The sequence below is a fragment of the Planctomycetia bacterium genome (assembly GCA_015075745.1).
Taxonomy (GTDB): domain Bacteria; phylum Planctomycetota; class Phycisphaerae; order UBA1845; family UTPLA1; genus UTPLA1.
Map to the genome: position 1 here is coordinate 1,346,650 of JABTTW010000001.1, position 22,223 is coordinate 1,368,872.

Sequence of the window (22,223 nt, forward strand, 5' to 3'; positions counted from 1 at the left end):
GAGCCCTCCGTTCATGCGACGCGCCGTCACTTGGCGGCGACGGCCTTCGCCGATTCTCCGAACACGTTTTTCCCGGTCATCTGAGCGGGCTTCTCGACGCCGAACTCCGAGAGGATCGTCGGCGCAAGGTCGATCAGCGCCGGACTCTCCGCCACAATCTTTCGATTGGAGAGCAGGACGCCCGGCACGACGTCATGGGCGATGCAGTGATCGGCGCTCCATGCGCTATCGTTGTCGAACACCACCTGTGGATCGAACTCGCCGAGGCAGGTATTCCAGCTTGCCCGGTAACCGCGCTCGTAGCCGACGATCAGGTCCGGCGCATTCTTGGTCTCGGGACCGCTGTAGCACTGTTCGGCGCGATAGACCCGGCGAATGACCTGCGCGTCGGTGGCCGGGTCGCGGATCGCCAGGAGTTTTTCGGTGATCTCGTCGAGCAGGGCGTCACGATCCCTGGGATCGACGATGCCGTTCTTCTCGCGGCCTTTGAGGTTGAGGTAGAGCCCGTTGAGCCCGAGCCCGTAGGCCTTGGACTTGGCCCAGTCGGCGTCGATGACGAGGTTTCGAGTGGCGGCGAGATAGCCGGCGTCGCGGAGCCAGGTGTTGAGGCCCACGCAGCGGCTGAAGTTGGAAAAGCCGTGGTCGCTCATGACGATGTAGGTGACATCATCGCCGAGTTTCTTGCGACATTGAGCCAGAGCGGCGTCCATCTTCTCATAGACGCTTTCGACGACCTGCATGTATTTCCTGGCATCCTCCGGCTTGCGCACGGGATGCTTCTCGTCCGAGTCCCACCAGAAGATATGGGCCTGAAGATCGGTGCTGGAATAGTAAAAGAAGAGGACGCCGTCCTCGAACCGATCGAGGGCGTAGTCCATCATCTTCACGCTCTCTTCGAGGATATTGTCGGATTGGACGCGATACTCCTCATCGGTCATCAGGATCTGTTTGCGGGCGTTGAACGCCTCGGCGAAGCCCTGGGTGTGATAGGGGCCGATCGCCTCTCCGATCTCGGCGGCGAACTCCGGCGGCTCGCTGACGGCGACCGGCGAATTCGTCGGGATGAAATTCAGCGGCGTCATGTAGACTTCGACGTCCGGGCGCACCGACTGAAGCAGGAAGCGGGCCATGACACTGATGGACGGGCCGACGGGCGTCTTGAGGAAGTGTATCTCCTTCCAGTCGCTCCACTCGCCGACATTGAGCACGAGCTCGACGGATTCGTTCCCGGCGACGCCTTCGTTGACGTAGATCAGCTTGGCAACGTCGCGGTCGGGATCGACATAGACTTTCATGTCCGCCATGGTCGGCGGGTTCTTCACCTTGAACTCATTGGGCGGACCGTAGATTTTTGCGTTGAAGGCCCCGCGCGCCTTATACGGATACAACCGCAGTCGATAACCCTCGGACGCCTTCACTTCGCGGCGCGCCTTGGTCGAGAAGTGCTGAAAAGTCCCCTGATTGCCGAAGGCATCGGGCACACCCATGCCCGCGAGGCAGCACATGTGATCGTGTTTGGACTCGCTGGGCGGATAATTCGCGGGCAGTTTGTACATCTGGACGGGAATCGCGCGCTGGTCGAGATAATCCCAGAACGGCGTGCCGCGACGGAGCAGCTCGTTCTCCGCGCTGGCCACCCAGGGCAGGATCATGTCCTTGGGCACCTGATAGCTGCCGATTTCATAGGGCTTGGCGTCGCTGCCGCCGTGAATCCGATTGGTCGAGAAATAGGGCGACGCCTGTTTGGCCGGGTCGCGATGGATGAAGTCGAAGATGCCGTGGACGCCGGGGCCGGCGCCGGTGATGAAGTTCGACCATGCCACGGGACTTTGCGGCGGAATGCTCGTCTCGAGCGGCTTGAAGCCGCCCTCTTTTTCCAGCCGAGCGAGGTTCGGAAGGCGGCCTTCATCGATCATGCGCCGCAGCAGCTTCGGGTCCATGCCGTCGCAGCCGAGGATGCAAATCCGCGGATTCTTGTAGGTCTTCCGGCCGGCGGCATCGGCGGATTTTCCGCAGCCGGCCAGCCACGCCATCGGCAGAGAGAGACTCAAGAGAACAACGGCGGCGATCGCCAAGTGTGCCGCGCGCCGCGTGCTAATTTGAAACAAGCTCATTTCGCCCCGACCTCCACCTTGAGCGGTACGCCGTCCATGTTTTCCGGCACGCCCACGCCGAAAAGGTCCAGGGCCGTCGGGCCGAGGTCCATGAGCCGAGGCGAATCTGAGGAAATCTTGTGGCTGCAGAACAGGACGCCGGGGATCAGATCGGGATCAATGCAGTGATCGCCGCTCCATGCCTTCTTGTTGTCGTGGAAGACGTCGGGCGAAATTTTGCCGATCGCCGTGTCCCAACCGACGCGATAGCCGCGGTTGTAACCGACGACGAGGTCGGGTGCGGTGTCGCGGAACGGCCCCTTGTAGCAGACTTCCTTGTCCTGCACGCGCGTTACCGCGACCTCTCCCGACTTGGGGTCTTTCATGCCGGACATTTTGGAGATGATCTCGGCCTTGAGTTTGCGCATCTCTTCGCCGGACTCAACGATGCCCTGCGACTCGCGACCCTTTTGATTGATGAACATGCCGGCGAGGCCGAGGGCGTAGGCCTTCGTCTGCGACCAATCGACGGACGTGAGATACTTCGCGTCGGGCTTCGCATCGGGCTTCAGCTTCATGTAGCCGTTTTCGATGAGCCAGCGATTCAGATCGATGCCGCGGCGGAAAGGCGAGAAGCCGTGGTCGGAGATGACCATGAGCATCGAATCGCCCTCGCCGGCATCGAGGACCTTGGACATCGTCTGGCCGACGAGCTTGTCCATGCGGACGTAGAGATCTTCGATCGTCTTTTCGTGCTTGCTCGGCTGATAGTTAGGATCGAGATTCTTTGGGTGGGCCGGGTGGTCCGGCTCCAGGTAGCGCCAGAACATGTGCTGAATGCGATCGGTGCCGTCGAAGACGCAGACGCAGAGCCCGCGGCGCGTGTTTTCCAGCGCGTCGAAGAATTGCTCCTCGCGCTCGTTGTCGATGGAGACGCACTGTTCCAGGAATGCGTCGTCGTCGATCAGGTCCTCATTCAGCGCCCAGGTATCCTCGGCGAGGCCGAGAGTGGCGTAGCTGCCGTAGCGCTTGGCGAGATAGGTGCTGTAGGCCGTGGGGAAGGAGATCGGCATGGCCGGCTTCTCCGGATCGAGGTTGATCGGCATGACGTACAGCTCGAACTCCGGCTCGATGGAGATCAGCATGAATCGGCAGATTCCGTTGACCTTGACACCGGCCCCGGCCTTGAAGGTGACGGTGATCCAGGGGGTGTACTCGCCGATGCGCAGGTCGTAGGCATCGTCGCCGATGGTGAGCTTCGCGTCGGCCTTCGCTTTGCCCTTGCTCTTGCCGATCTCGACGGTGAAGGGCGCTTTCATCGCGCCGGCGCCTTCCTTGACGCTGTTGTCGGGACCAACGAGCTCGCTGCGAACGAGATTGCCCTCGCGCTTGACGACGATCTGCTCGCCGCCGGTTCGCTCGGGTCCGGCGGGTCTGGTGCTGTAGAACGAGAAGAGTCCCTGAGTTCCGCGCAGGTCGGGCACGCACATCGCGGAGAGTACGACGCCGCGGCACTTTTCCGGCGGCCAGGTGATGGGTACGCGAATGACCGAGGTGAAGATGCCGTGTTCGCCGAGGGTGTTCCAGAAGGGCTTACCCTTGCGAAGCAGGCGAATCTCGGGCTTGTTCAGCGGGAAGGTGTACTTGCCGAGCTTGATGGTCTTGGTCGGCGAATGGATCGACACGGAAGAGAGATTCGGCAGATAGGTGCGCCGATCGCTGTTGAGAAAGTCGTAGATGTTGTGCTTGCCGGGATTGACGCCAGTGAGAAAGCTCGACCAGGCGACGGGGGAGAGCGGCGGCGTGACGGTGCCGAGTTTCTTGTAGCAGCCCATCTTGCCGAGGCGCTCGAGGTTCGGCATCTTGCCTTCGGCGATGAACTTTTCGGCGAGGCTGGGTTCGAGGCCGTCGAGCCCGAGAATGACCAGTCGTCGGACTTTTGCCTGGGAAAATGCCTTGCGCCCCTTGATCGCCCGAATCACCCAACGAATCGGCCAGACCAGAATTGCCAGGAGGGCCAGAAACATCGTCCAGACGATGACGAAGAGCGATGACGCGAGGGCGAAACCGGCGCCCGGGCCGATGTACGCGTGGGCGTCACTCGTCGAAGCCAGAAGACATGCGGCGGCGATGAGAATAAGGAGAGCCGGTCTGGCCGGGGCGGACCGGCGCGTTTCACTAGGAGATTGATGCATAGAGATACTGAACGGCAAACCAGCCGCCTCACTTGATGCCCCCATGAATGCCGGCGGCCGCACGTTTTCGGTCGAAGGCATTCCAGTCCGATATGCCCGGCCACAGCAGCGGCAGGCAGCGGAAAGGAGTATACCCCGCGCCGGGCCGACCGTCGAGATTGCCGGTGGATCGGGCGACGAATTAAGCATGAATTGTGGGGATGGATGTCCCTCATCTGAAGGACGTGGTCCGGGGAAAATGAACTCGGACGGCGCGGCGGATCAGGCGGTGACGCGCTGTGGGGCCGGTGGAGCGGTCGAATTGCGCACGATGAGGTTCGCGGGAAGTTTGATCTTGATGGGCTCGCGTCCGGACACTTCGCGCCGCTCGCTGATCTCGTCGAAGAGCAGGTCCAGCGCGGTCTCGGCCATGGCGCGGATGTCGATCTTCAGGGTGGTCAGCGCGGGCCGAAAGAACCCGGCCAGCTTGATGTCGTTCGAGCCGATGATCGACACGTCACGCGGAACCTCCAGTCGCATCTCCTGGGCGCCGCTGATCGCGGCGATGGCGATCTCATCATTGATGCACATCACGCCGGTCGTATCGGGCCAGCGCGTGAGCAATTGCTGAATCGCGGCCGGTCCCATCGTCGCATCGGAGCAGGCCTGCTGGCGCAGTCGCAGGCCGGGGAGTCCGTAGTCCTTCAAGGCCTGCTCAATGCCGCTCTGGCGGAGGGCGAACCATTTGGGTTCGTCCTCGGCGCGGGGACCGCCGAGATAGCCGAGATGCCGATGACCCAGCTCAAGCAGATGACAGGCCGCGTGAAAGCTGAACGCGCTGATGTCCGGGCTTACTTCGTTGAAGACATTTTGTTCGACGGCGCTGTGAATGAGGACGGTCGGCGCCTGGTAGTGTACGCCGAACATTCGCTCTCCGAAGGGATCGGTGTAGAACTCCTCCGGCGGGGCAATGACCACGGCGCCGGCGAGGCGGAAATTTCGCAGGGCCTGATGGAAACTTGTGATCGACTGACAACTGATCACGCCGTACTTGCGGCGTTCGATCGACCGCGAGACATAGTCCACCAGCTCGGCGAGGTAATGATGACTGGAGATATGCTCGGCGAACATGACGATGGTGCTGAGCTGCTCGCCGCGCAGGCTTCGGGCCATCAGGTTGGGCTGGTACCCCATGTCCCGGGCGGCCTCACGACAGAGCTTCGCGGTCTCCGGACTGACCAGATTGGCCTTACCCGAGAGGGCCCGCGAGACGGTCATGGCGGAGAAGCCGAGCCGATCGGCGATGTCTTTGAGGGTGACGTTCTTGCTCTTGCGATCGCTCATATTGAGCCGGGGGGAGGAAAGATTGTGACGCCTATCGTTTGAAACTTGGCTCGCGTAACAGTTATACCAGCCGCTTGGCTGTATAAGAGTAACATATTATCCGGCTTCACGGGAGGAAAATCCGAGTTCCGGCGGCGTGGACCGATATTGGGGATGGCTGTGAGGGCGTTTATTGACCGTCCGGTTTGTCTGCAGGACTTGGCTGAAATTCCGAATGCCGCGCCCAGGCGAGGGCCGTCGCGTCGCTTAACGATCTTCGAACCGTCAGCCAGGCGCGATGCTGCTTTTCCCATCCGGCCCTGGCGATCGCCCTGAGCGGTTCCGGCTGCACCCCGGCGATGATGACGTAAATCTCGCTCTTTCTCAGGCGTTCGATGGAGGATTCCAGGTTCACCAGACCCGTTGCGTCGATGATCGGCACGGCGGTCAGATCGAGGATGACCGTCCCAATCCCCCGCTGCACGGTCCGGAGTGCACTCATCGCCTTCTGGGCCGCGCCGAAGAAGAGCGGCCCACCGATTTGATAGACAATCGCACTTGGCGGCAGATGAATCTCCGCCTGCTCGCTCGATGCGGCGACGAGATTCACACTGGAAACATCAGCCATGCGGCGCATGAACAGGATCGCCGCGAGTACGACGCCCACCGATACGGACACCACCATGTCGAAGATCACCGTCAGCAGGAAACACACCAGAAGCACAAACACGTCGCCGCGCGGACCCGTCCGCAATACGTAAAAGAAGTGCTTTAATTCGCTCATGTTCCAGGCGACCATGAGCAGCAGCGCCGCCATCGATGCCATCGGCAGGTATCCAAGCAAGGGCGCCACCAGCAAAACCGCCGCGAGGATAAACAGGGCGTGGCTGACAGCCGCGAACGGCGAACGCGCCCCGCAGCGAATATTCATCGCGGTTCGGGCAATCGCCCCCGTCGCGGCGAATCCGCCGAAAAAGGGCGCGACGATGTTTCCGACGCCCTGTCCGATCAGCTCCGCGTCGGGATCGTGGCGCAGGCCGGTCATGCCGTCGGAAACGACGGCTGACAAGAGCGACTCAATCGCCCCCAGCATGGCGATAGCAAAGGCCGAACCGATGAGACTGCGAATCAGATCGACCGAAAGGACGAGTTGCTGCCCGTCGGGTCCCGGCACCGCCCACGGGAGCATGGGCATCGGCGGAAGCTGCGGAATGCCGTGATGTGTGACACCGCCCAGCGTGATGGTGAACCGCGAGTTAATCGTCGCTACATCAAGGCCCATCAAGTAGGCAATGATCCCCGCCGCCGGCAGTGCGATAAGCGGTGAAGGAATAACCTTCGTGAACTTGGGAAGCAGGAAGAGAACACCCAGCGACCCCAGGCCGATCGCCACATCCGGAATGTGAAACGTCGGCGCCGCGGCCACGATGGCCTGCACTTTCCCGATGTAGCTCTCCGGCATTTCGGCGATGTTCAGTCCGAAGAAATCCTTAATCTGCAGTGTGGCGATCACGACCGCAATTCCGCTGGTGAAGCCGGTCGTGACGGGGTAGGGGATGAATTCGATGAGCCGTCCGAACTTCGCCAGCCCGGCCGCGACCAGCAGCCCGCCGGCCATGATCGTCGCCAGCAGCAGCCCGCCGAGGCCGAACTTGGCTGAGATCGGCGCCAGCACGACGACGAATGCCGCCGTCGGACCGGTTACCTGAACCGATGAACCTCCCAACAGCGCGGTGAGGGCGCCTGCCACGATCGCGGTGTAGATACCGTGCTGCGGCGGAACTCCGGATGCGATCGCCAGCGCCATGGAAAGCGGCAGCGCGACAACGGCAACCACGATCCCGGCCAGGACGTCGCCGCGCAAATCTCGCAGGCTGTAGCCCACCCTAAATGTTCTGCGAATCGCACTGGCAAAGGTGGTTGTCGACGGCGCGAGTGCTGCAAGTGCGGTGCGATGTTGTTCAGGCATGGGTGCGGCCTTCCTTCGAGGCCTTGTTTTCGCGTTTTTGGCACGAAACGTCCGAAACGATACCACCGCTTCGCCACGCGTCCAGTCCAGCGCACCCTGCTGTCCCGCATCTCCGATGCTTTACCGCGTTGCAGCAAATCAACACGACTCACTTCCAAAAGCAACATCAATCCCCTGATATCACGCGATCGGACGTGGAAACGGACCCGGGATGGATTCGCCAAAGCCCGCACTGTTCATGACCCGTTCTTAGCGGACTCATCACCGGACGCCACGCCGTTTGACCGGCGGCACGGCGCTTGCCCAGTCTCTCATCAGTTCGAGGGGGGAAATCAACATGTCCATCGCACTTTGCGGCGCCGCCGTTGTCTCGGTGATTTTGTTCGGCTTCTCGGCCGTCCCGTTCAGCGTCGTCCTCGGCGCTGTCGCCGCATTTTTCGTGATGCGGCCCCGTCGAAAGCCCTGGCCGAACGTTGAGTGATGGCCGTCTGGGGCGGTGATCGCTTCCTGTCGCGCCGCCCGGTGCGCGGGGCCTGAACCTGCTAACATGCCCATGTGGAAAATGCCCGACTGATTGTGGACCGCGCGCCCTATCCCGGCGGCGCGGAGAACATGGCTCGTGACGAGGCCCTGCTCACGGCGTGTACGCGACCGGATCATCCGGTGGTGCTGCGCTTTTATGGATGGCATGAACCGACGATCTCGCTTGGCTACTTTCAGGAATTCGCCGATCTTGAAACACTGGAGCAGCCGGCGAGGGATCTGTCTGTCGTTCGCCGCACGACCGGCGGCGGAGCCATTCTGCACGATCTCGAAGTGACTTATTCGCTCGTCATTCCGATCACTCATCCGCTCGTCGCCGGAAGACCCAATTCACTCTATCGCCTGGCGCACGAGGCGATCATTCGCACGATCGGACATGGGACACGTATGCTGGGGACAAAGAACGACTCGTGCGACGCCCCGCTTTCGGAAATCTCGGGATCATCGCAGCGCGGGCCCTTTTTTTGCTTTGAGCGCCGTCACGATCTCGATGTCGTCGTCGATGATCCGCATGGGCCGGCGGGCGTCTCGAAGATCGCGGGGTCTGCACAGCGCCGCACCAGGACGGCGATCCTTCAGCACGGCTCGATCATGCTCGACAGCCGGTATGCCCAGCAGAAAGTGTGCACCTGGTCGGGCCCTGCCGGGGCGATTGGATACGATCAGTCGGTGTCGCGACTGGCTGTCTCGTTTGGCAAGGCGCTTGAGATGGAATTCGTGTCCAGCGAGTGGAAGGACGACGAGTTGGAATCCACCCGCCAATTCACGAGGGTCTACGCGAGCGACGATTGGACTTTGCGACGTACGCGATAGGCTAATTCGCCGCCATTGCGATATCGGGAACGGCCCGCAGGAACGCGCCGAGGGCAATAACCGCCAGGGCGAGGAGGATGTTCAACGTCAGCCAGCGTTTGCGCTTTTTGCGCAGGCCCTCGAAGGCCGTAGACTTTCCGGTCAGGGCGCTGGCGAAGAAAAAGACGGCGAAGGCGAGCAGAATCTTGATGCCCATCGTCACGTTGTAGATCGCCTGCCCCTTGTGCTGCGGCAGTTCGACCGTCAGGTAGTTGTAGAAGCCGGACACCAGCAGCAGGGCGATGGCGATCATCACCAGCCTGGCGAAACCTTTGCGGATCATTTCGTTGAAGTGCGCTCGCGACTCTTCCGGGACGACATGGGCGGCGGGGAACACCACGAAGCCCGCGAAGATGGCGCCGCCGACGGCGATGATCGCCCCGAGGATGTGCGCAAATCGAAGGACGAGGCTTATCCAGTTGATATCTGCCATTGGACACCTCCGGGGCGCAAGGCCCGTCACATGATCAAGTTCGCGTAGGAAGCAAGGTCCCGCCGGAAATCTCTCAGCTTGATATCAAAATCCCGCTCCACCGGAGCGATGTCGCACACCGAGTCCTCCTGGGACATCTGCACCTGTGCCGTGTTGAATCGCATGTAGCCGGGCAGTATCGGGAGCTTCATGACCGTGGCCGCGAGTAACTTTGCCGCCCAGACCGGCTGGCTGATCAACGGCTTCCACATCTTTGCGCCGGGAATCGTCTCCCGGCAGATGCGATACAGCTCTTTCCAACTGATCTTTTCAGGTCCGCCGAGTTCGTAGATCTTTCCGATCGTTTCAGGTTTCGACAGTGCCGCGGCGAAGCAGTGGGCCACGTCCTTGACCGACACCGGTTGAAGCCGGTTCTGCCCATCGCCGAAGTAGGGGATCACCGGCAACGGCGTCGGAATGAACCCCAGCGAAGTCACCGTGGTGTCGGCGACAAACGACTTCATCAGCCGCATGAACTCGCCGTCGGGCCCGTGGATAATGCTCGGCCGAAAGATGGTCCAGTCGAGCCCGCTGTCCTTGACGATGCCCTCGGCTTGCCACTTGGTCTGGTGATAGCGGCTGGGGGCGTTGATCCGCGACCCCAGCGCGGACATGTGCACGATGCGCCGAACGCCCGCGGCCTTGCAGGCTTCGACGACGTTGTGGGTCCCTTCGACGTGAACGCGCTCGAACGTCTGTCCGCGTAGCGGATACTCGAAGATGATCCCCACGATGTGGACGCACGCCTCCGCGCCTTCCAGCGACTGTGCGAGCCCCGCCGGATCGAACAGATCGCCGCCCACCGCCTCGAACCGATCCGCCTCCAGTTGTCGGGATTGCGCAAGAAACCGATCCCGATTCCGAACCAGGCACACCGGCTTATGGCCGCGCGCGACCATTTCCCGTATGACGTAACGGCCGACGAATCCCGTCGCCCCGGTGACCATGACGCGCGTCAGAAATCCGCTCGGTTCCGGCTGCGCTGCCTCTGTTGACGGGCTCTTGGGAGTCTCTTGTGCTTCCGTGCTCATGGTGCTCGCTCGCTGAATTCCCGGTTGACCGTCCGATCATAGCCATCCGGCCGAATCCCGCAAAACTTTCATTCCGGCTGTAACCCTCGCGCCCGAAGATCCAACCCAATATGGACTCACCCCGCCGAGCCGGTAGAATACCTCATCCTCGTTGGTCGGGCTCACAGGTGGCACGATGCAGTACCCGCACGGAAAGGGTTGCGTATGAAAGGCGTCATTCTGGCGGGCGGAACCGGCTCACGTCTTCTGCCGCTGACCAAGGTGACCAACAAGCACCTCCTCCCCGTGGGCCGCAAGCCCATGATTTTTCACCCGGTGGAGAAGCTGCGCGGCGCCGGCATCGAGGAGATTCTCGTCGTCACCGGCGTGGAGCACATGGGGGACGTCGTCGGCCTGCTCGGATCGGGCAAGGACTTCGGCGCGCGGTTTACCTACAAGGTTCAGGATGAGGCGGGCGGCATCGCACAGGCCCTGGGCCTGGCGGAGAATTTCTGCGGCGGTTCGCTGATGGCGGTCATCCTGGGCGACAATATCTTCGAGGACAGCCTCAGCGACGAGGTCGGGCAGTTCTCCAAGCAGGGTAAGGGCGCGCGCCTGCTGCTGAAGGAAGTGCCGGACCCTCATCGATTCGGCGTGGCGGAGATCGAAAACGGCCGCATTACCCGCATCGTCGAGAAGCCCAAACAGCCCAAGAGCAACCACGCCGTCACGGGCATTTATTTCTATGACGGGGAGGTCTTCGACATCATCAAGACGCTCAAGCCTTCGGGCCGGGGCGAGCTTGAGATCACCGACGTGAACAATGCCTACCTTTCCCGCGGCACGCTGAGCCACGGCTTCTTCCGCGGCTGGTGGAGCGACGCCGGAACTTTTGAGTCGCTCGCGACCGTGACCGAACTCCTGCGACAGGGCGAAAACAAGTGACTTCACAAACCGAATTCTCGCCGAAGGCCTTGCTCGTCACCGGCGGCGCCGGCTTCATCGGCTCGAACTTTGTGCGTTATGTCCTGGCGAATCACCTGGGGGTGCGCGTCGTTAATCTTGATTGCCTCACATACGCCGGTAATTTGGAAAACCTCGCGGAGATCGCCGAGGACCCGCGTTACACGTTTGTTCACGGGGACATTCGGCGCGCTCAGTCCTGCGTCGAGACCTGCCGCGAGCACGGCGTGGACTGCATCGTTCATTTCGCGGCCGAAAGCCACGTCGATCGTTCCATCACCGGCCCGGCGGAATTCGTCGAGACCAACGTCAACGGCACATTGAGCCTGCTTCAGGCCGCTCGCCAGTGCGGCAATCTGAGGTTCCTTCAGGTCGGCACCGACGAAGTCTATGGCTCCCTCGGCCCGACCGGCCTCTTCACGGAAGAGACGCCGCTCGACCCGCATTCGCCCTACAGCGCCAGTAAGGCCGCGGCGGATCATCTCGTTGCCGCGTTCGGTCATACCTACGGCCTGCCGGTCATCACGACGCGCTGCTCGAACAACTACGGGCCCTATCAATTCCCCGAGAAGATGATCCCGCTGATGATCAACAATGCCCGCCAGGGTAAGCCGCTGCCGGTCTACGGCGACGGCTCAAACGTTCGCGACTGGCTCTACGTCGAAGACCACTGTCGGGCCATCTGGATGGCACTGACCAGGGGCGCCGCCGGGCGGGTTTATAACGTCGGCGGCAACAGCGAGCGGACGAATTTGGAGGTCGTCAAGGCGATCCTGCGGCATATGGGCAAGCCGGAGAGCCTGATCTCCTTCGTCAAAGACCGCCCCGGCCACGATTTTCGATATGCCATCGATGCGTCGCGCAGCAAGCGCGAACTGGGATGGGAGCCGACGTTTGAATTCGACACCGGCCTCGGCCGCACCATCGACTGGTATCTCTCAAACCAACCGTGGCTCGATCACATCACCTCTGGCGCTTACAAGAACTATTACGAAGAGATGTACGCCGGAAGATAACACGGCCCCCAACATCTTCAGTCGATGATCTCCGCCGGCTGCCCGCCGACAGGCCGTCTCGACGCGAGATAAATCCCCGCGAGAATGATGAGACCGCCCACGACCTGCAAACCGCCGGGCGTCTCCTTCAGGAAGATCATCGCCAGGATGCTTGCGCCGATCGGCTCCGCGAGAATGCAGACCGCCACCATCGTCGCGGAGACATGCTGCAGGGCGTAATTCAGCGAGCCGTGCCCCAAGAGCTGCGGCACGACGGCGAGCAGGACAAACCAGCCGTAGGTCGCCGGGCGGTAACCAAAGGCGGAGTATCCCTTCAGCGCGCAAAAGCCAAGCAGGATCAGCCCGGCAATCCCGTAGACGGCGAGCATATACGAGAGATTGTCCAGCTCCCGCCGCACGCGACGCCCGACGAGCAGATAGCCCGATGCGGTCCAGGCGCCGCACAGGGCGAGCAGGTTGCCGTAGCTGCTGTCCGTGATACTTCCCTCTGCGCCGCCGGCGAAGTTGATGGTTAGGCCGCCGATCCCCGCAAGAAGGATGCCGAACATGAGGTTGCGGTGCATCTTCTCCTTGAAGAAGAACAGAGAGCCGATTCCCACGAAGATCGGGTTCGTGGTGACGATGACCACGGAACTCATCACCGACGTATGCCACAGCGATGTCATCCAGAAATAAAAATGCGCGGCCAGGAACATTCCGCCGAGCAGAACGGGGCCGATGAGGTGACGGGGAATCCGAAGGATTCTCGGGCCGCGCATCACGGCAAGCAGCGGCACGAGGACCAGCGTCGCGATGAAGAGCCTCGCGGCCGCCGTGACCGCAGCCGGGGCGTCATCGCAAAAACGCACGAGAATCGCCGCGGAGGAAATGGAGACCATCCCCACGGCGAGAATCACCGGCACCACGGACGGGCTATTTTTCTGGCCGCTTTTCAAATCAAGGGCTCCGCGATGGAAAGTCGAACCTACCTCTTCGACTTGGGCGGATTGTCGGTCGGCGCCGGGTGCGCCGCCAGCGGCACCCATCGAGAAGCGGGCGCGGCGTAAAAAATAGAGCGGCCGTGGTGGACTCCCGCGTCCCACCACGGCCTTATCGCAGATGGCCGCACAGCCTCTCCCCAACTCTGGCGCGGCTTCCGCGTTATCGTGATCGGCCCAAACCCCTCACAAGAATCGCTGAGGCGCCGGACAACCAAGGGCGCGATTGCTCGCGCGCCGACCGCTCAACGGGTTCTCTTTTTGCCGATCACGCTTAGTCATGGCGCCCCGCACTCTACCTCTCGCACTTGCGATTCCCCCATCACAATTTGTGTCGCCGTTGCCGGGCGCCCGGCAAAGGCACAGTTGCTCACGGGCCAGTCCCCTCTTCATTCTTGACCCACAAGTCGGGCGTCGCGAGGCGCCGACCGCGCGTTGCGCATCGTCCCACTCCCCATCGCCGATGCCAACAGCGCGGCATTTAGACGTCCCGCGACCACCCGTTCGGAGGATAGAAGCATGAGCCACACAGAGCTTCTGGTGCGTCACTTCCATCTTCCTCCCCCTTCCCCCTGATTGATACACTTTGGCGATCATCTTCATCTCGCAGCTTTGCATGATGTGTCGAGCGCTCGGCTCGAACGACTTCGCGCGCCGCCGATCGTGCGGACGGCCGCAGCTTCCTGGGCAAGAACGCGCGAGGGCAGGGCGTTCCCGCGACGATGACGCTCGCGGAATCGCGGCGACGGAAAGGCCCCGCCGTCTAACGCGTGCTTCTTTACCCACTGGATTAACTTTGTTGCGCCGCCGGTCTGATGTCTCAGCCCGAGGCGCTGCTGGATTTTCCGGGAAGCATGCTGAAGTGCGAGTTCCGCGCTTCCACGGCGGCGTCTGAATAAACGCCGCCTGACTGCTCGACCACAAGGCCGATCGGCCCTGGACAAGCCCAGCCGCCGACTACCGAATCGCCGTTTTCACTTCCGTGGGCCTTGATTCAACTCAATGCCCGGCGATCCGCGGCGTCGTCCTGTTCCTTCCGTTTCAATTCTTCCCCGTGGACCGGTAAAGGCAAGTGCGGCAAGATGATTTTTTCAGCGGTTCCATCCGGGCGCCGACGGTCAGGGCGGCGCGGCTATTTCTGAATGTCCACCACGTCGATTTCCAGCCTCCCCAACAGCGGCAGAATGGACATCAGGGAATCCATCATGCCCTCGTCATTGAGCGGCATGAGGGCCAGGGCAATGTGCGTGGGATCGCAGTCGGTCTGACGCATCGCCGCGTCAATATCAACCCACCGGCCATCAATATTCACCTGCGCCCACATGTGAAAACCGAATGCCTTGAGGTCGTCGGCTCCGAGCGGACCACTGGGAACCTGCACCAAACCGCTGACGCCTCGCGCGGGCATTCCCGCCGCACGGGCCAGCGCCGCGAGCAAAACGCCATGCTCGGTGCAGTCGCCGCAGCGATTCCGCGCCACCTCCGAAGCCGTTGCGAAGCCGACATCGAGACTCTTGTCGGTCACATAGTCGGTGACGAACTTGCGCAGGGCGTCGGCCTTTTCGGCCGGGGTCTTCGCCGACTTGGTCGCCTGTCGGGCCAGTCGCTTGATGCGCCGATCGTCGATGTTGAGCGTCGTCGAGGCGATGGTGAACTGCTGAAGATCGTCGCCGATGGATGAGGCGGTTTTGATTTTTCTCAGGGCGTCCCAGTCAATCCGGCGAACGGTCAGCTCGCCTTCGTACGCCGTCATCCGCTTGAAGGTCTGCATGGAGGTGTTCGGAATGTCCGGCAGCCGCGCCTTGCCGTCCTGCGCCATGCGCAGGCGAAACGTCGCCGAGCGCGCAGCCGAAGGCACCTTGCGAGCCACCTTGACAAAGGTGTTGACGAACATCTCCGGGGCCTGCCCGCCTTCCAGCGCCTCCTCGCGCGTGGTGCGATACATCTTCACCTGCATGATGCCCATGTTGACCACTGAGACGATCGGCGTGGCGTCATCATCCACCCAGCTCTCCGTGTCGATCGGCGTGCCCATGTTGAGCGTGGAAGTGAGGCGATGGAGGGTCTGCTTCTTGCCCAGCACGTCGACGGTCTCCTTGCCGTGAACCTTGATCGTCATCTCCAGGGCGCCGTCCACCTTCATGCTCGGCTCGTAGGTCTTCACGGTGAACTGGGTCCCCGGCTTGAGCCCGCGCTTCCGCTGCTCGAGAAGCTGGCCCCAGGCGAATCTGACCTCGGGGTCGAAGTCGTACACCGACTCGCGCTTCGCGCCGGACTGCTCACTGAGGAGCGTGACCTTGCCATCCTTGATTTTCCCTTCATAGGTCACCGGGATATTGCCCATCGTCATGGTGTAGTTGAAGGCCAGCGGCTTGCCGTCGAGCGTCTCGCGGTAGGACTGGTTCATGGAGATCTTCACCCGGGCGGCATCGCGGGCGATTTCCAGGACCATCCGCGTTGTCGTATGCACCTCGTCACCGACACGCTCCAGCGCCGAGTGCATGTAGCCGCACTTGGCGTCCTGCAGGCGGACGGAATACCACTCATCCGCTTCGATGGAGGTCGGGACGGCTTGTTTCTCAGGGCCAGCGAAGAGGGGCGAGGTGAATAGCCCAATGACAAGCAAAGAGCGAAACAGGCCAGGCGTCTGGAATGGGGCGGCATCACCAATCATGTTGTCTCCTCAAGCGTCCGGCGCTTTTCCAGACCGGCCATCGTCGTTTTCACACAGGGTTGACCGGACGAACCGGCTGGCTACCATGCTACTCGTATGGTCAAACGACCGCGACACGCCGCGTTTTCCCACTTGCACCTTGTGTTGATCAGTATTGTATTCGCGCAACCTTCGGGCTGCAGCCGGCCGGCGCCGCCCCAGGAGCCGACCGAGTCGGCCGTCGCCTCTCAGGATATCGACGTGCTTTGGGATTCGGCCCTTTCTGTGCTTCGCAAGCTCGACTTCCAGCCGGACCGGCAGGATCGCGCCACGGGCATCATCACCACATTTCCCACGACCAGCATGCAATGGCACGAGCCCTGGCGGCAGGACGTCGCCGACTGGTACAGCCTGGCGATGTCCTCGCTGCACACGATTCAACGGAAGGTGACGATTCGCTTTCTTCGCGAGCAGCAATGGGTCATCGACGTGCAGGTGGATATGTACATCCTGAGCACACCCGACTATCAGATCACCACCGCCTCGTCCGCGATCAGGAGCTTTAGCGGCGACTTGCCCACCATCACCGGCGAGACCGCCCTCGGCGGGGCCTCCCGCGAGTGGGTTGCCCTGGGCCGCGATGGCTACATGGAAGCGCGCATTCTCAATCGGGTACTCTCCTACTGACCCGCCCCATCGACCGACTCCGCCAAGGCGCTGCGTTCGATCGACCGAACCGCCGAATACCGCTCTATCCCGCGCGCGACCCCCGGGCGTGCCCGTTTCAGGATTGCCAGCGCTGCATTTGCATCGATGCGATCGCGCATCATGAGGTAACACAGGACAAGGATGGCGCTGCGCCCCCTGCCCGCCTTGCAATGTGCCAGCACTTTGCCGCCCGCCGAGATGCGATCGTCAATGAACTCCAGTCCGCGGCGCAGGTCGTCCTCGGCCGGACAGTGATAGTCCAGCGTCGGCAGGTGGAGTTGCTCCAGCCCCAATTCGGCAAGTGTCGCCGCGTCTCCGGCGAACTCCTCGCAAAGGTTGACTACCGCGGTCACGCCCTGCGCTTTGAGCCGGGCCAGGTCTCCGCGCGAAGGGAGTGAACCAATGGCGATATGTTCATCCACCCAGTCGGCCTGATGCCAGACACCCAGCGCGCACATCAGGCGATTGAACCAGAGCGATGGATAAAACGCGGCGTGGATGAGCAGGCGAAGCATCATGGTCTTGCCGCCTCGTCACGTGCTGCCGAGCGAAGCTGCGGCGCGAGGCTGACCCCGTCGATCGGCGGATGGCGCTTGAGCCGATCCGACTCGCCCAACAATTCGAGCAGCGTCGGCATGACATCGACGAGCCGGCCGCACTCGATCGATGCGCCGCTGGCAAGCTCCGGACCGGCGAAGAACAACGGAATGCGCATGTCCTCCGCGAGACACGAGCCGTGCTCGCCGCACCCGTTGCCGGCAAGCAGCCAACCCTGTGCCATGAAGATCACGAGATCCCCGGCGCGCGGCGAGTCGAAGTACTCAATGATCTGCGGCACGAAGTCCGGACAACTGGATTCAACCGTCTTGGCAAGCCATTGCCGCGAATCGTGCCAGCCCTCGCGGGCGAACCTCGCCAAGTCCGGCGACTGGGTCAGGCCCATTGCATCGGCCGCGACGTCCGCCAACGCACCATCGGCGGAGACGACTCGGTACTCCTTCATCGAACCGGCCAGTTGCCGTTCCACCACCGCGATTCCCCGCGCCGATCGAACCTCGACCCGGTCGCGGTCCAGGCTTCGACACACAAAGGCCACCGCCGGTAGATCGGCAATACGGCACGATTCAGCCTGATGGCTGCCTGTCGCAGTCGGACCGTCGATGAACTGAACCACCCGCTCCGTGCTTGGGTCTTCCCCCCAGCCCTTGTCGCCCCGAAGAAAAACGGCGACGCGTCGATGCGAGCCGTCCACCAGCATGGCGTCGTACTTATCCAGGAATGAAAACCGTTCCGCGTATCCGGCGCCGGGAACGTCTCCCTCGCGGCATCGGATGCCCCGAGTCCGGCATAACCACGCGCCAAGGTCGAACGCCTTCGCCTCACTGGCCCGCGGGTGTCCGTGATCCGTCACCAGAATCAGGTATGAAGTCTCCAGCAAACCGGCCGACTCCATTGCGTTGGTAACACGGCCGATCTGGTAGTCAACGTCCTCAAAGACCTTTGCGTAGTAGTCGGTATGCGATCCATACGCGTGCCCGGCGGCATCCAGGCCAGGAAAGTAAAACGTGAGCACGGACGGCCACTGCCGGACTCGCTCGGCCAGCGTGCCCACCTGCTCGATGCACGAGGCGACATATTGATTCACCGGTATGTGCCAGCCGAGAAACCACGCGGGACCGGTCTCAATCCTGTTATCGAACGAATGCGTTACGCCGCGCTGAGTGTGGCACTGCACGTTGACCGTGAAGCGATCATCGAGCAGCTCGTAAAGCGTCGGTTGCGTGAAGTCTTGATTGACGTGCTGATAGTTTTCAAGGGTGATGTAGTCGATCCAGGTCAGACGGTGGCGATCGAAGAGCTGATTGCACATGATCCCGTGATGCCCGGGAAAGCAACCGGTGAAAAGCGAGACGGTATTGGGATAGGTCATCGCGGGCAACGACGTGACGGCATTGTTAACCCGGACGCCGCCTTTGACGAAGCGCTTGTCGATGTTCGGCAGCCTGCCCTCCGCGAGCAGCTCATTCATCCGCGACTCGTCCATTCCGTCGACGAAAAAAATGACGGCGCTACGAGCCGGTCGCTCGACCTTGTCCGAAATTGACAGAACCAGGGGCTGTCGCCCGCAGCCTGCCGGCGCGATGAGCAAGGCGGAGTAAAGGATGGTGATGATGAATTGGCGTCGGTTCATTCGTACCCAATGGCCGTCGTCACGTCGATGCGCTTCACCGCTCTGAGCGGGAGGATGGCAGCGGTCAGCGCAATGAGGATCGCCGCCGCGACGGCGTAGGCCATCGCCCCGTAGGGTCGGACAATCGGGAGATCATAGCCCGTCGCCTTCACCGACATAGGCAGGACAAGATACTCGACCGTCGCCATGCCGATGATGCAGCCCGCCAAGCCGCCCGCCAGACCGAGCATGGTCGCCTCGCCGGCGAGCATGCGCCGGATTTGTGCGGTCGAGGCCCCGATCGCGCGCAGCAGACCGATCTGCCGCGTCTGCGTGAGCAGCGAGACCAGGAGTGTGTTGGCCACGCCGACGCCGCCGACGATCACCGCGAGCAGCAGTTGCAGATTCGCCAGGGCAAACCAGTCGCGCATGAAGGCGTCAACGTTCTCTTTCAGGTTGGAGGTGCGATAGACAAACAACCCGTACTGGTTCGCCCAGCGATCGGTCAGCTTGGCGCGATACGGCTCGATGGCCTCGCCGTCTTTCACCTGAATATCAACGTATGACAATGACGAATCGTCCCAGGTCTCTCGGTAAAGCGGCAGGTCGATGAACACGACGCCGCGAAACCAGGAATAGTCGGTCTGGACCGCGCCGATCTTGTAGCTGCGCGGCCCCTGCGGCGTGGGGAGTTCGATGACGTCGCCTTCGTCCACGCCGTGTATCCGCGCGAAGTTCCGCGAGACGGCGACATTGCCGGCTCTAAAGGAGGCGATGGACTGCGAGGCGGTGTCCGCGTCTGTCGTGACGCCGCGTTCGGCCTTGATCCGCTCGAAGATCTCCGGCTCGTAGGCGATCAGCATGATCTCATCGCCGCCGAACGGCATGAGTCGCACGCGCACGCCATACGCGTTTCGACACTCTGGGTCACTGCGAGCCTCGGCGAGAAGCTCACTCGGAAACGTCCCCGCCGGATAGGCCGACGTGGCGATGTCGTTCATCTGGATCATCAGGTCAAACGCAAAGATATTGTCGATCCAGCGGTCGATCTCCCGTCGCAGACCGCCGACCAGCGCCGTCACCGCGATGACCAGGCTCAGGCTGCCCCCCAGCGCCACAATCGTCAGCGACGTTCGCGAGGGATATTTCACGATACTCTCGAGCGCCATCGTCAGCGGGACGCTCGACAACCTCGCGCCCAATGCACGGATCGCAGGCGTCGCCCAGATCAATACTTGAGGCCCCACCAGCGCCAGCCCGATCATCGCCGCCATCAATCCGAAAACGGTCGGCTTCCACTCCGTTCGCGGATGGCGAACAATAACGACGCACAATGCGATCAGCGCGACACCGCAGGCCAGCCAGAGGCCCGCGCGAAGTTGAAGCGTGCGCTCCACTTCGGCGGGCCGCATCGCCGAGACCGGCGGCAGATTCGCGGCCGCCCTCGCCGGAACGAAGGCCCCCGCAACAGCCGCGAGGACTCCGACAATCGGCGCGAGCAACCACGCATCGGTGGGAATGATGAGCCGAATGTCGCCCAGGTCCATCATGATCGAGAGCGTCTTCGCCACGCCGCGCAGGGCCTCGCCCGCAATGGCTCGCCCACCAAATGCGCCGATGACCGAGGCGACGAGCCCGATCAGCGCGGCCTCCAGTGTGAAGACGAGGAGTATCTCGCGCGGACGGGAGCCCAGCGCGCGCAGCGTTCCGATCTCCTTGGCTCGTTGCACCACCGATAGCGACATTGTGTTATAGACAATGAAGAGCCCGATCACGGACGCGATCATGCTGACCGTAACGAGAATCGTCTGAAACTGGGCGTAGAGATATTCAAACGTCGGATCACCGCCGCCAACGGACTCAACCCGGCACTCGGGACGAACCGCCGCGCGCACGGCCTCGATCGTCGCTCCACCACCAAGGGCAAGATCGATGCGGTCAATGGCATCCCCGCGCGCGAGCAGCCTCTGTGCCGCGCTGATTTCCATGAAAACGATATTGCCGCCCAGGGCCCGCGCAGGACCCTCGGCCGCGAGAATGCCGGCGAGATGACACGTCGTGACGCCGCTCGGCCCGGAGAGCTTGACTTCGCCGCCGAGTTTCCATCCGCGCAGCTCCACGATTCCCGCCGGCGCCACGAAGGCATTCCTGCGCATCAGCAGCGTCGGCAGATCAAGCTTGAGGTCGTCGGAAAACTGGAGATTTCGCAGGGCCGCGTCTCGCCGGGCATCGAGCCCCACAACCATGATCGTCTGCCGGTCTTCAGGAATGATCGCCGCGCCCTGCACGATCGGCGCCGCCTTGACGCCGGCTACCGACTCGACGGCCGCGAGGTCGACCATGCGCAATTTGTCGGACGCCTTAAGTCGAAACTCCGCGCCGCCGGCGAGCGCCTCGACGTTGCGGCGAAATGCGGCGGTGATGCTGGCCTGTGTGCCGCGCATCGAGACGAAGAGCGCCACGGCCACGGAAATTGAAACGACCGACAGCGCGTACCGCAGCGGGTATCGCCGAAGGTGCGACGGCGTGGTGCAGAGCATCTGCTGCATGACGGCGCGGACGTTCACGCGTGGACGCTCCCTGTCGCGACGTCGGATTCCACTTTCCCGTCGCGGATGTGAACGATCCGGTCGGCCATCTTCGCCACCTGCATGTCGTGCGTGACGAGCAGCGTCGTTCGGCCGCTTTGGTGAGCTGTCTCGCGGATCTGGGCCATGATCTCCGCGCTTGTCGTAGAGTCGAGGTTGCCCGTCGGCTCGTCGGCGAGGAGTAAGTCAGGATTCGTAATCAGTGCCCGGGCAATGGCCACGCGCTGCATTTGTCCGCCGGACAGCTCATCGGGAAGAGACTTGGCGCGATCCTTCAGGCCGATGTGCGTGAGCAGGGCATGTGCCCGATCGGCCGCTTCACCGGCGCTGCGACCGTCGAGCAGGAGGGGAAGTGCGATGTTGCGATCGACCGTCAGCGTGGGCAGGAGATTGAAAAACTGAAACACGAGGCCGATGCGGTATCGACGCAGATCGGTCCGCTCGGTCTCGCTCATCGTGGAAATGTCGCGGCCGTCGAAGCACACCCTGCCGGATGTCGGGACGTCCAGCGCCGCCGCCAGGTGCAGCAGCGTGCTCTTGCCGGAGCCGCTCGGTCCGACGACGGCGACGAATTCCCCGCGCTCCAGTTTGAGGGAGAGTCCGTCCAGGGCCCGCGTGGCGATGCCGCGGCGGTCATAGAGTTTTGTGACGCCATCGAAGAGCAGCATAGATCGGCGAATCCTAACGCCTGCCCGAAACAAGCCATAGCCCC

Annotated in this window: 17 protein-coding genes; 5 read left to right on the plus strand and 12 right to left on the minus strand. The window is 62.2% G+C overall.

The window, feature by feature from the left end:
* Positions 1–26: 26 nt before the first annotated feature.
* The 4 genes from HS101_05305 to dauA form a co-directional block, all read right to left on the minus strand.
* Positions 27–2,114, minus strand: a complete 2,088-nt coding sequence (locus HS101_05305; GenBank protein ID MBE7505689.1) for an alkaline phosphatase family protein — start codon at positions 2,112–2,114, stop codon at positions 27–29.
* Positions 2,111–4,288, minus strand: a complete 2,178-nt coding sequence (locus HS101_05310) for an alkaline phosphatase family protein (GenBank protein ID MBE7505690.1) — start codon at positions 4,286–4,288, stop codon at positions 2,111–2,113. Before HS101_05310 ends, HS101_05305 begins: the two co-directional genes overlap by 4 nt.
* A gap of 261 nt (positions 4,289–4,549) precedes the next feature.
* Complete coding sequence (locus HS101_05315) at positions 4,550–5,611, minus strand: LacI family DNA-binding transcriptional regulator (GenBank protein MBE7505691.1); 1,062 nt, start codon at positions 5,609–5,611, stop codon at positions 4,550–4,552.
* Positions 5,612–5,780: 169 nt separating this feature from the next.
* Positions 5,781–7,559, minus strand: a complete 1,779-nt coding sequence (gene dauA, locus HS101_05320) for a C4-dicarboxylic acid transporter DauA (protein MBE7505692.1) — start codon at positions 7,557–7,559, stop codon at positions 5,781–5,783.
* Positions 7,560–7,896: 337 nt separating this feature from the next.
* Here dauA and HS101_05325 point away from each other — a divergent pair, with 337 nt between their 5' ends.
* Together HS101_05325 and HS101_05330 are read left to right on the plus strand one after the other, a co-directional pair.
* Positions 7,897–8,040, plus strand: a complete 144-nt coding sequence (locus HS101_05325) for a hypothetical protein (GenBank protein MBE7505693.1) — start codon at positions 7,897–7,899, stop codon at positions 8,038–8,040.
* A gap of 74 nt (positions 8,041–8,114) precedes the next feature.
* The gene (locus HS101_05330) at positions 8,115–8,915 is read left to right on the plus strand and encodes a lipoate--protein ligase family protein (protein MBE7505694.1); all 801 of its coding nucleotides are present in this window, start codon (positions 8,115–8,117) and stop codon (positions 8,913–8,915) included.
* A gap of 1 nt (position 8,916) precedes the next feature.
* On the opposite strand, the gene HS101_05335 is transcribed toward HS101_05330, so the two are convergent.
* On the minus strand, positions 8,917–9,387 hold the full coding sequence (locus HS101_05335) for a hypothetical protein (protein ID MBE7505695.1): 471 nt from the start codon (positions 9,385–9,387) through the stop codon (positions 8,917–8,919).
* A 26-nt stretch (positions 9,388–9,413) separates the two neighbouring features.
* Positions 9,414–10,457, minus strand: coding sequence for a complex I NDUFA9 subunit family protein (locus HS101_05340; protein ID MBE7505696.1), 1,044 nt, complete (start codon positions 10,455–10,457; stop codon positions 9,414–9,416).
* A gap of 204 nt (positions 10,458–10,661) precedes the next feature.
* On the opposite strand from HS101_05340, the gene HS101_05345 reads away from it, so the two are divergent.
* Positions 10,662–11,381, plus strand: coding sequence for an NTP transferase domain-containing protein (locus HS101_05345; GenBank protein MBE7505697.1), 720 nt, complete (start codon positions 10,662–10,664; stop codon positions 11,379–11,381).
* Between the two features lie 29 nt (positions 11,382–11,410).
* Positions 11,411–12,415: a dTDP-glucose 4,6-dehydratase gene (gene rfbB, locus HS101_05350; protein ID MBE7505698.1), complete on the plus strand. Its 1,005-nt coding sequence runs from the start codon at positions 11,411–11,413 to the stop codon at positions 12,413–12,415.
* 17 nt (positions 12,416–12,432) lie between these two features.
* On the opposite strand, the gene HS101_05355 is transcribed toward rfbB, so the two are convergent.
* A complete protein-coding gene (locus tag HS101_05355; GenBank protein MBE7505699.1) occupies positions 12,433–13,350 on the minus strand; it encodes a DMT family transporter in 918 nt (305 codons plus the stop codon).
* A 1,174-nt stretch (positions 13,351–14,524) separates the two neighbouring features.
* A complete protein-coding gene (locus HS101_05360; protein MBE7505700.1) occupies positions 14,525–16,066 on the minus strand; it encodes a transglutaminase domain-containing protein in 1,542 nt (513 codons plus the stop codon).
* Positions 16,067–16,306: 240 nt separating this feature from the next.
* Here HS101_05360 and HS101_05365 point away from each other — a divergent pair, with 240 nt between their 5' ends.
* Entirely contained in the window at positions 16,307–16,732 is a 426-nt protein-coding gene (locus HS101_05365) for a hypothetical protein (protein ID MBE7505701.1), read from the plus strand.
* Here the strand turns inward: HS101_05365 and HS101_05370 are convergent.
* From HS101_05370 to HS101_05385, 4 genes are read right to left on the minus strand one after another with little or no spacing between them, the layout of a single operon-like run.
* Positions 16,726–17,271 carry a dual specificity protein phosphatase family protein gene (locus HS101_05370; GenBank protein MBE7505702.1) on the minus strand — a complete coding sequence of 182 codons (546 nt, stop codon included), beginning with the start codon at positions 17,269–17,271 and terminating at the stop codon, positions 16,726–16,728. The genes HS101_05365 and HS101_05370 overlap by 7 nt on opposite strands.
* Positions 17,268–18,944, minus strand: coding sequence for an alkaline phosphatase family protein (locus tag HS101_05375; GenBank protein ID MBE7505703.1), 1,677 nt, complete (start codon positions 18,942–18,944; stop codon positions 17,268–17,270). Before HS101_05375 ends, HS101_05370 begins: the two co-directional genes overlap by 4 nt.
* A complete protein-coding gene (locus tag HS101_05380) occupies positions 18,941–21,490 on the minus strand; it encodes an FtsX-like permease family protein (GenBank protein ID MBE7505704.1) in 2,550 nt (849 codons plus the stop codon). Before HS101_05380 ends, HS101_05375 begins: the two co-directional genes overlap by 4 nt.
* Entirely contained in the window at positions 21,487–22,179 is a 693-nt protein-coding gene (locus tag HS101_05385) for an ABC transporter ATP-binding protein (protein ID MBE7505705.1), read from the minus strand. The genes HS101_05380 and HS101_05385 overlap by 4 nt, the downstream gene beginning before the upstream one ends.
* Positions 22,180–22,223 lie beyond the last annotated feature (44 nt).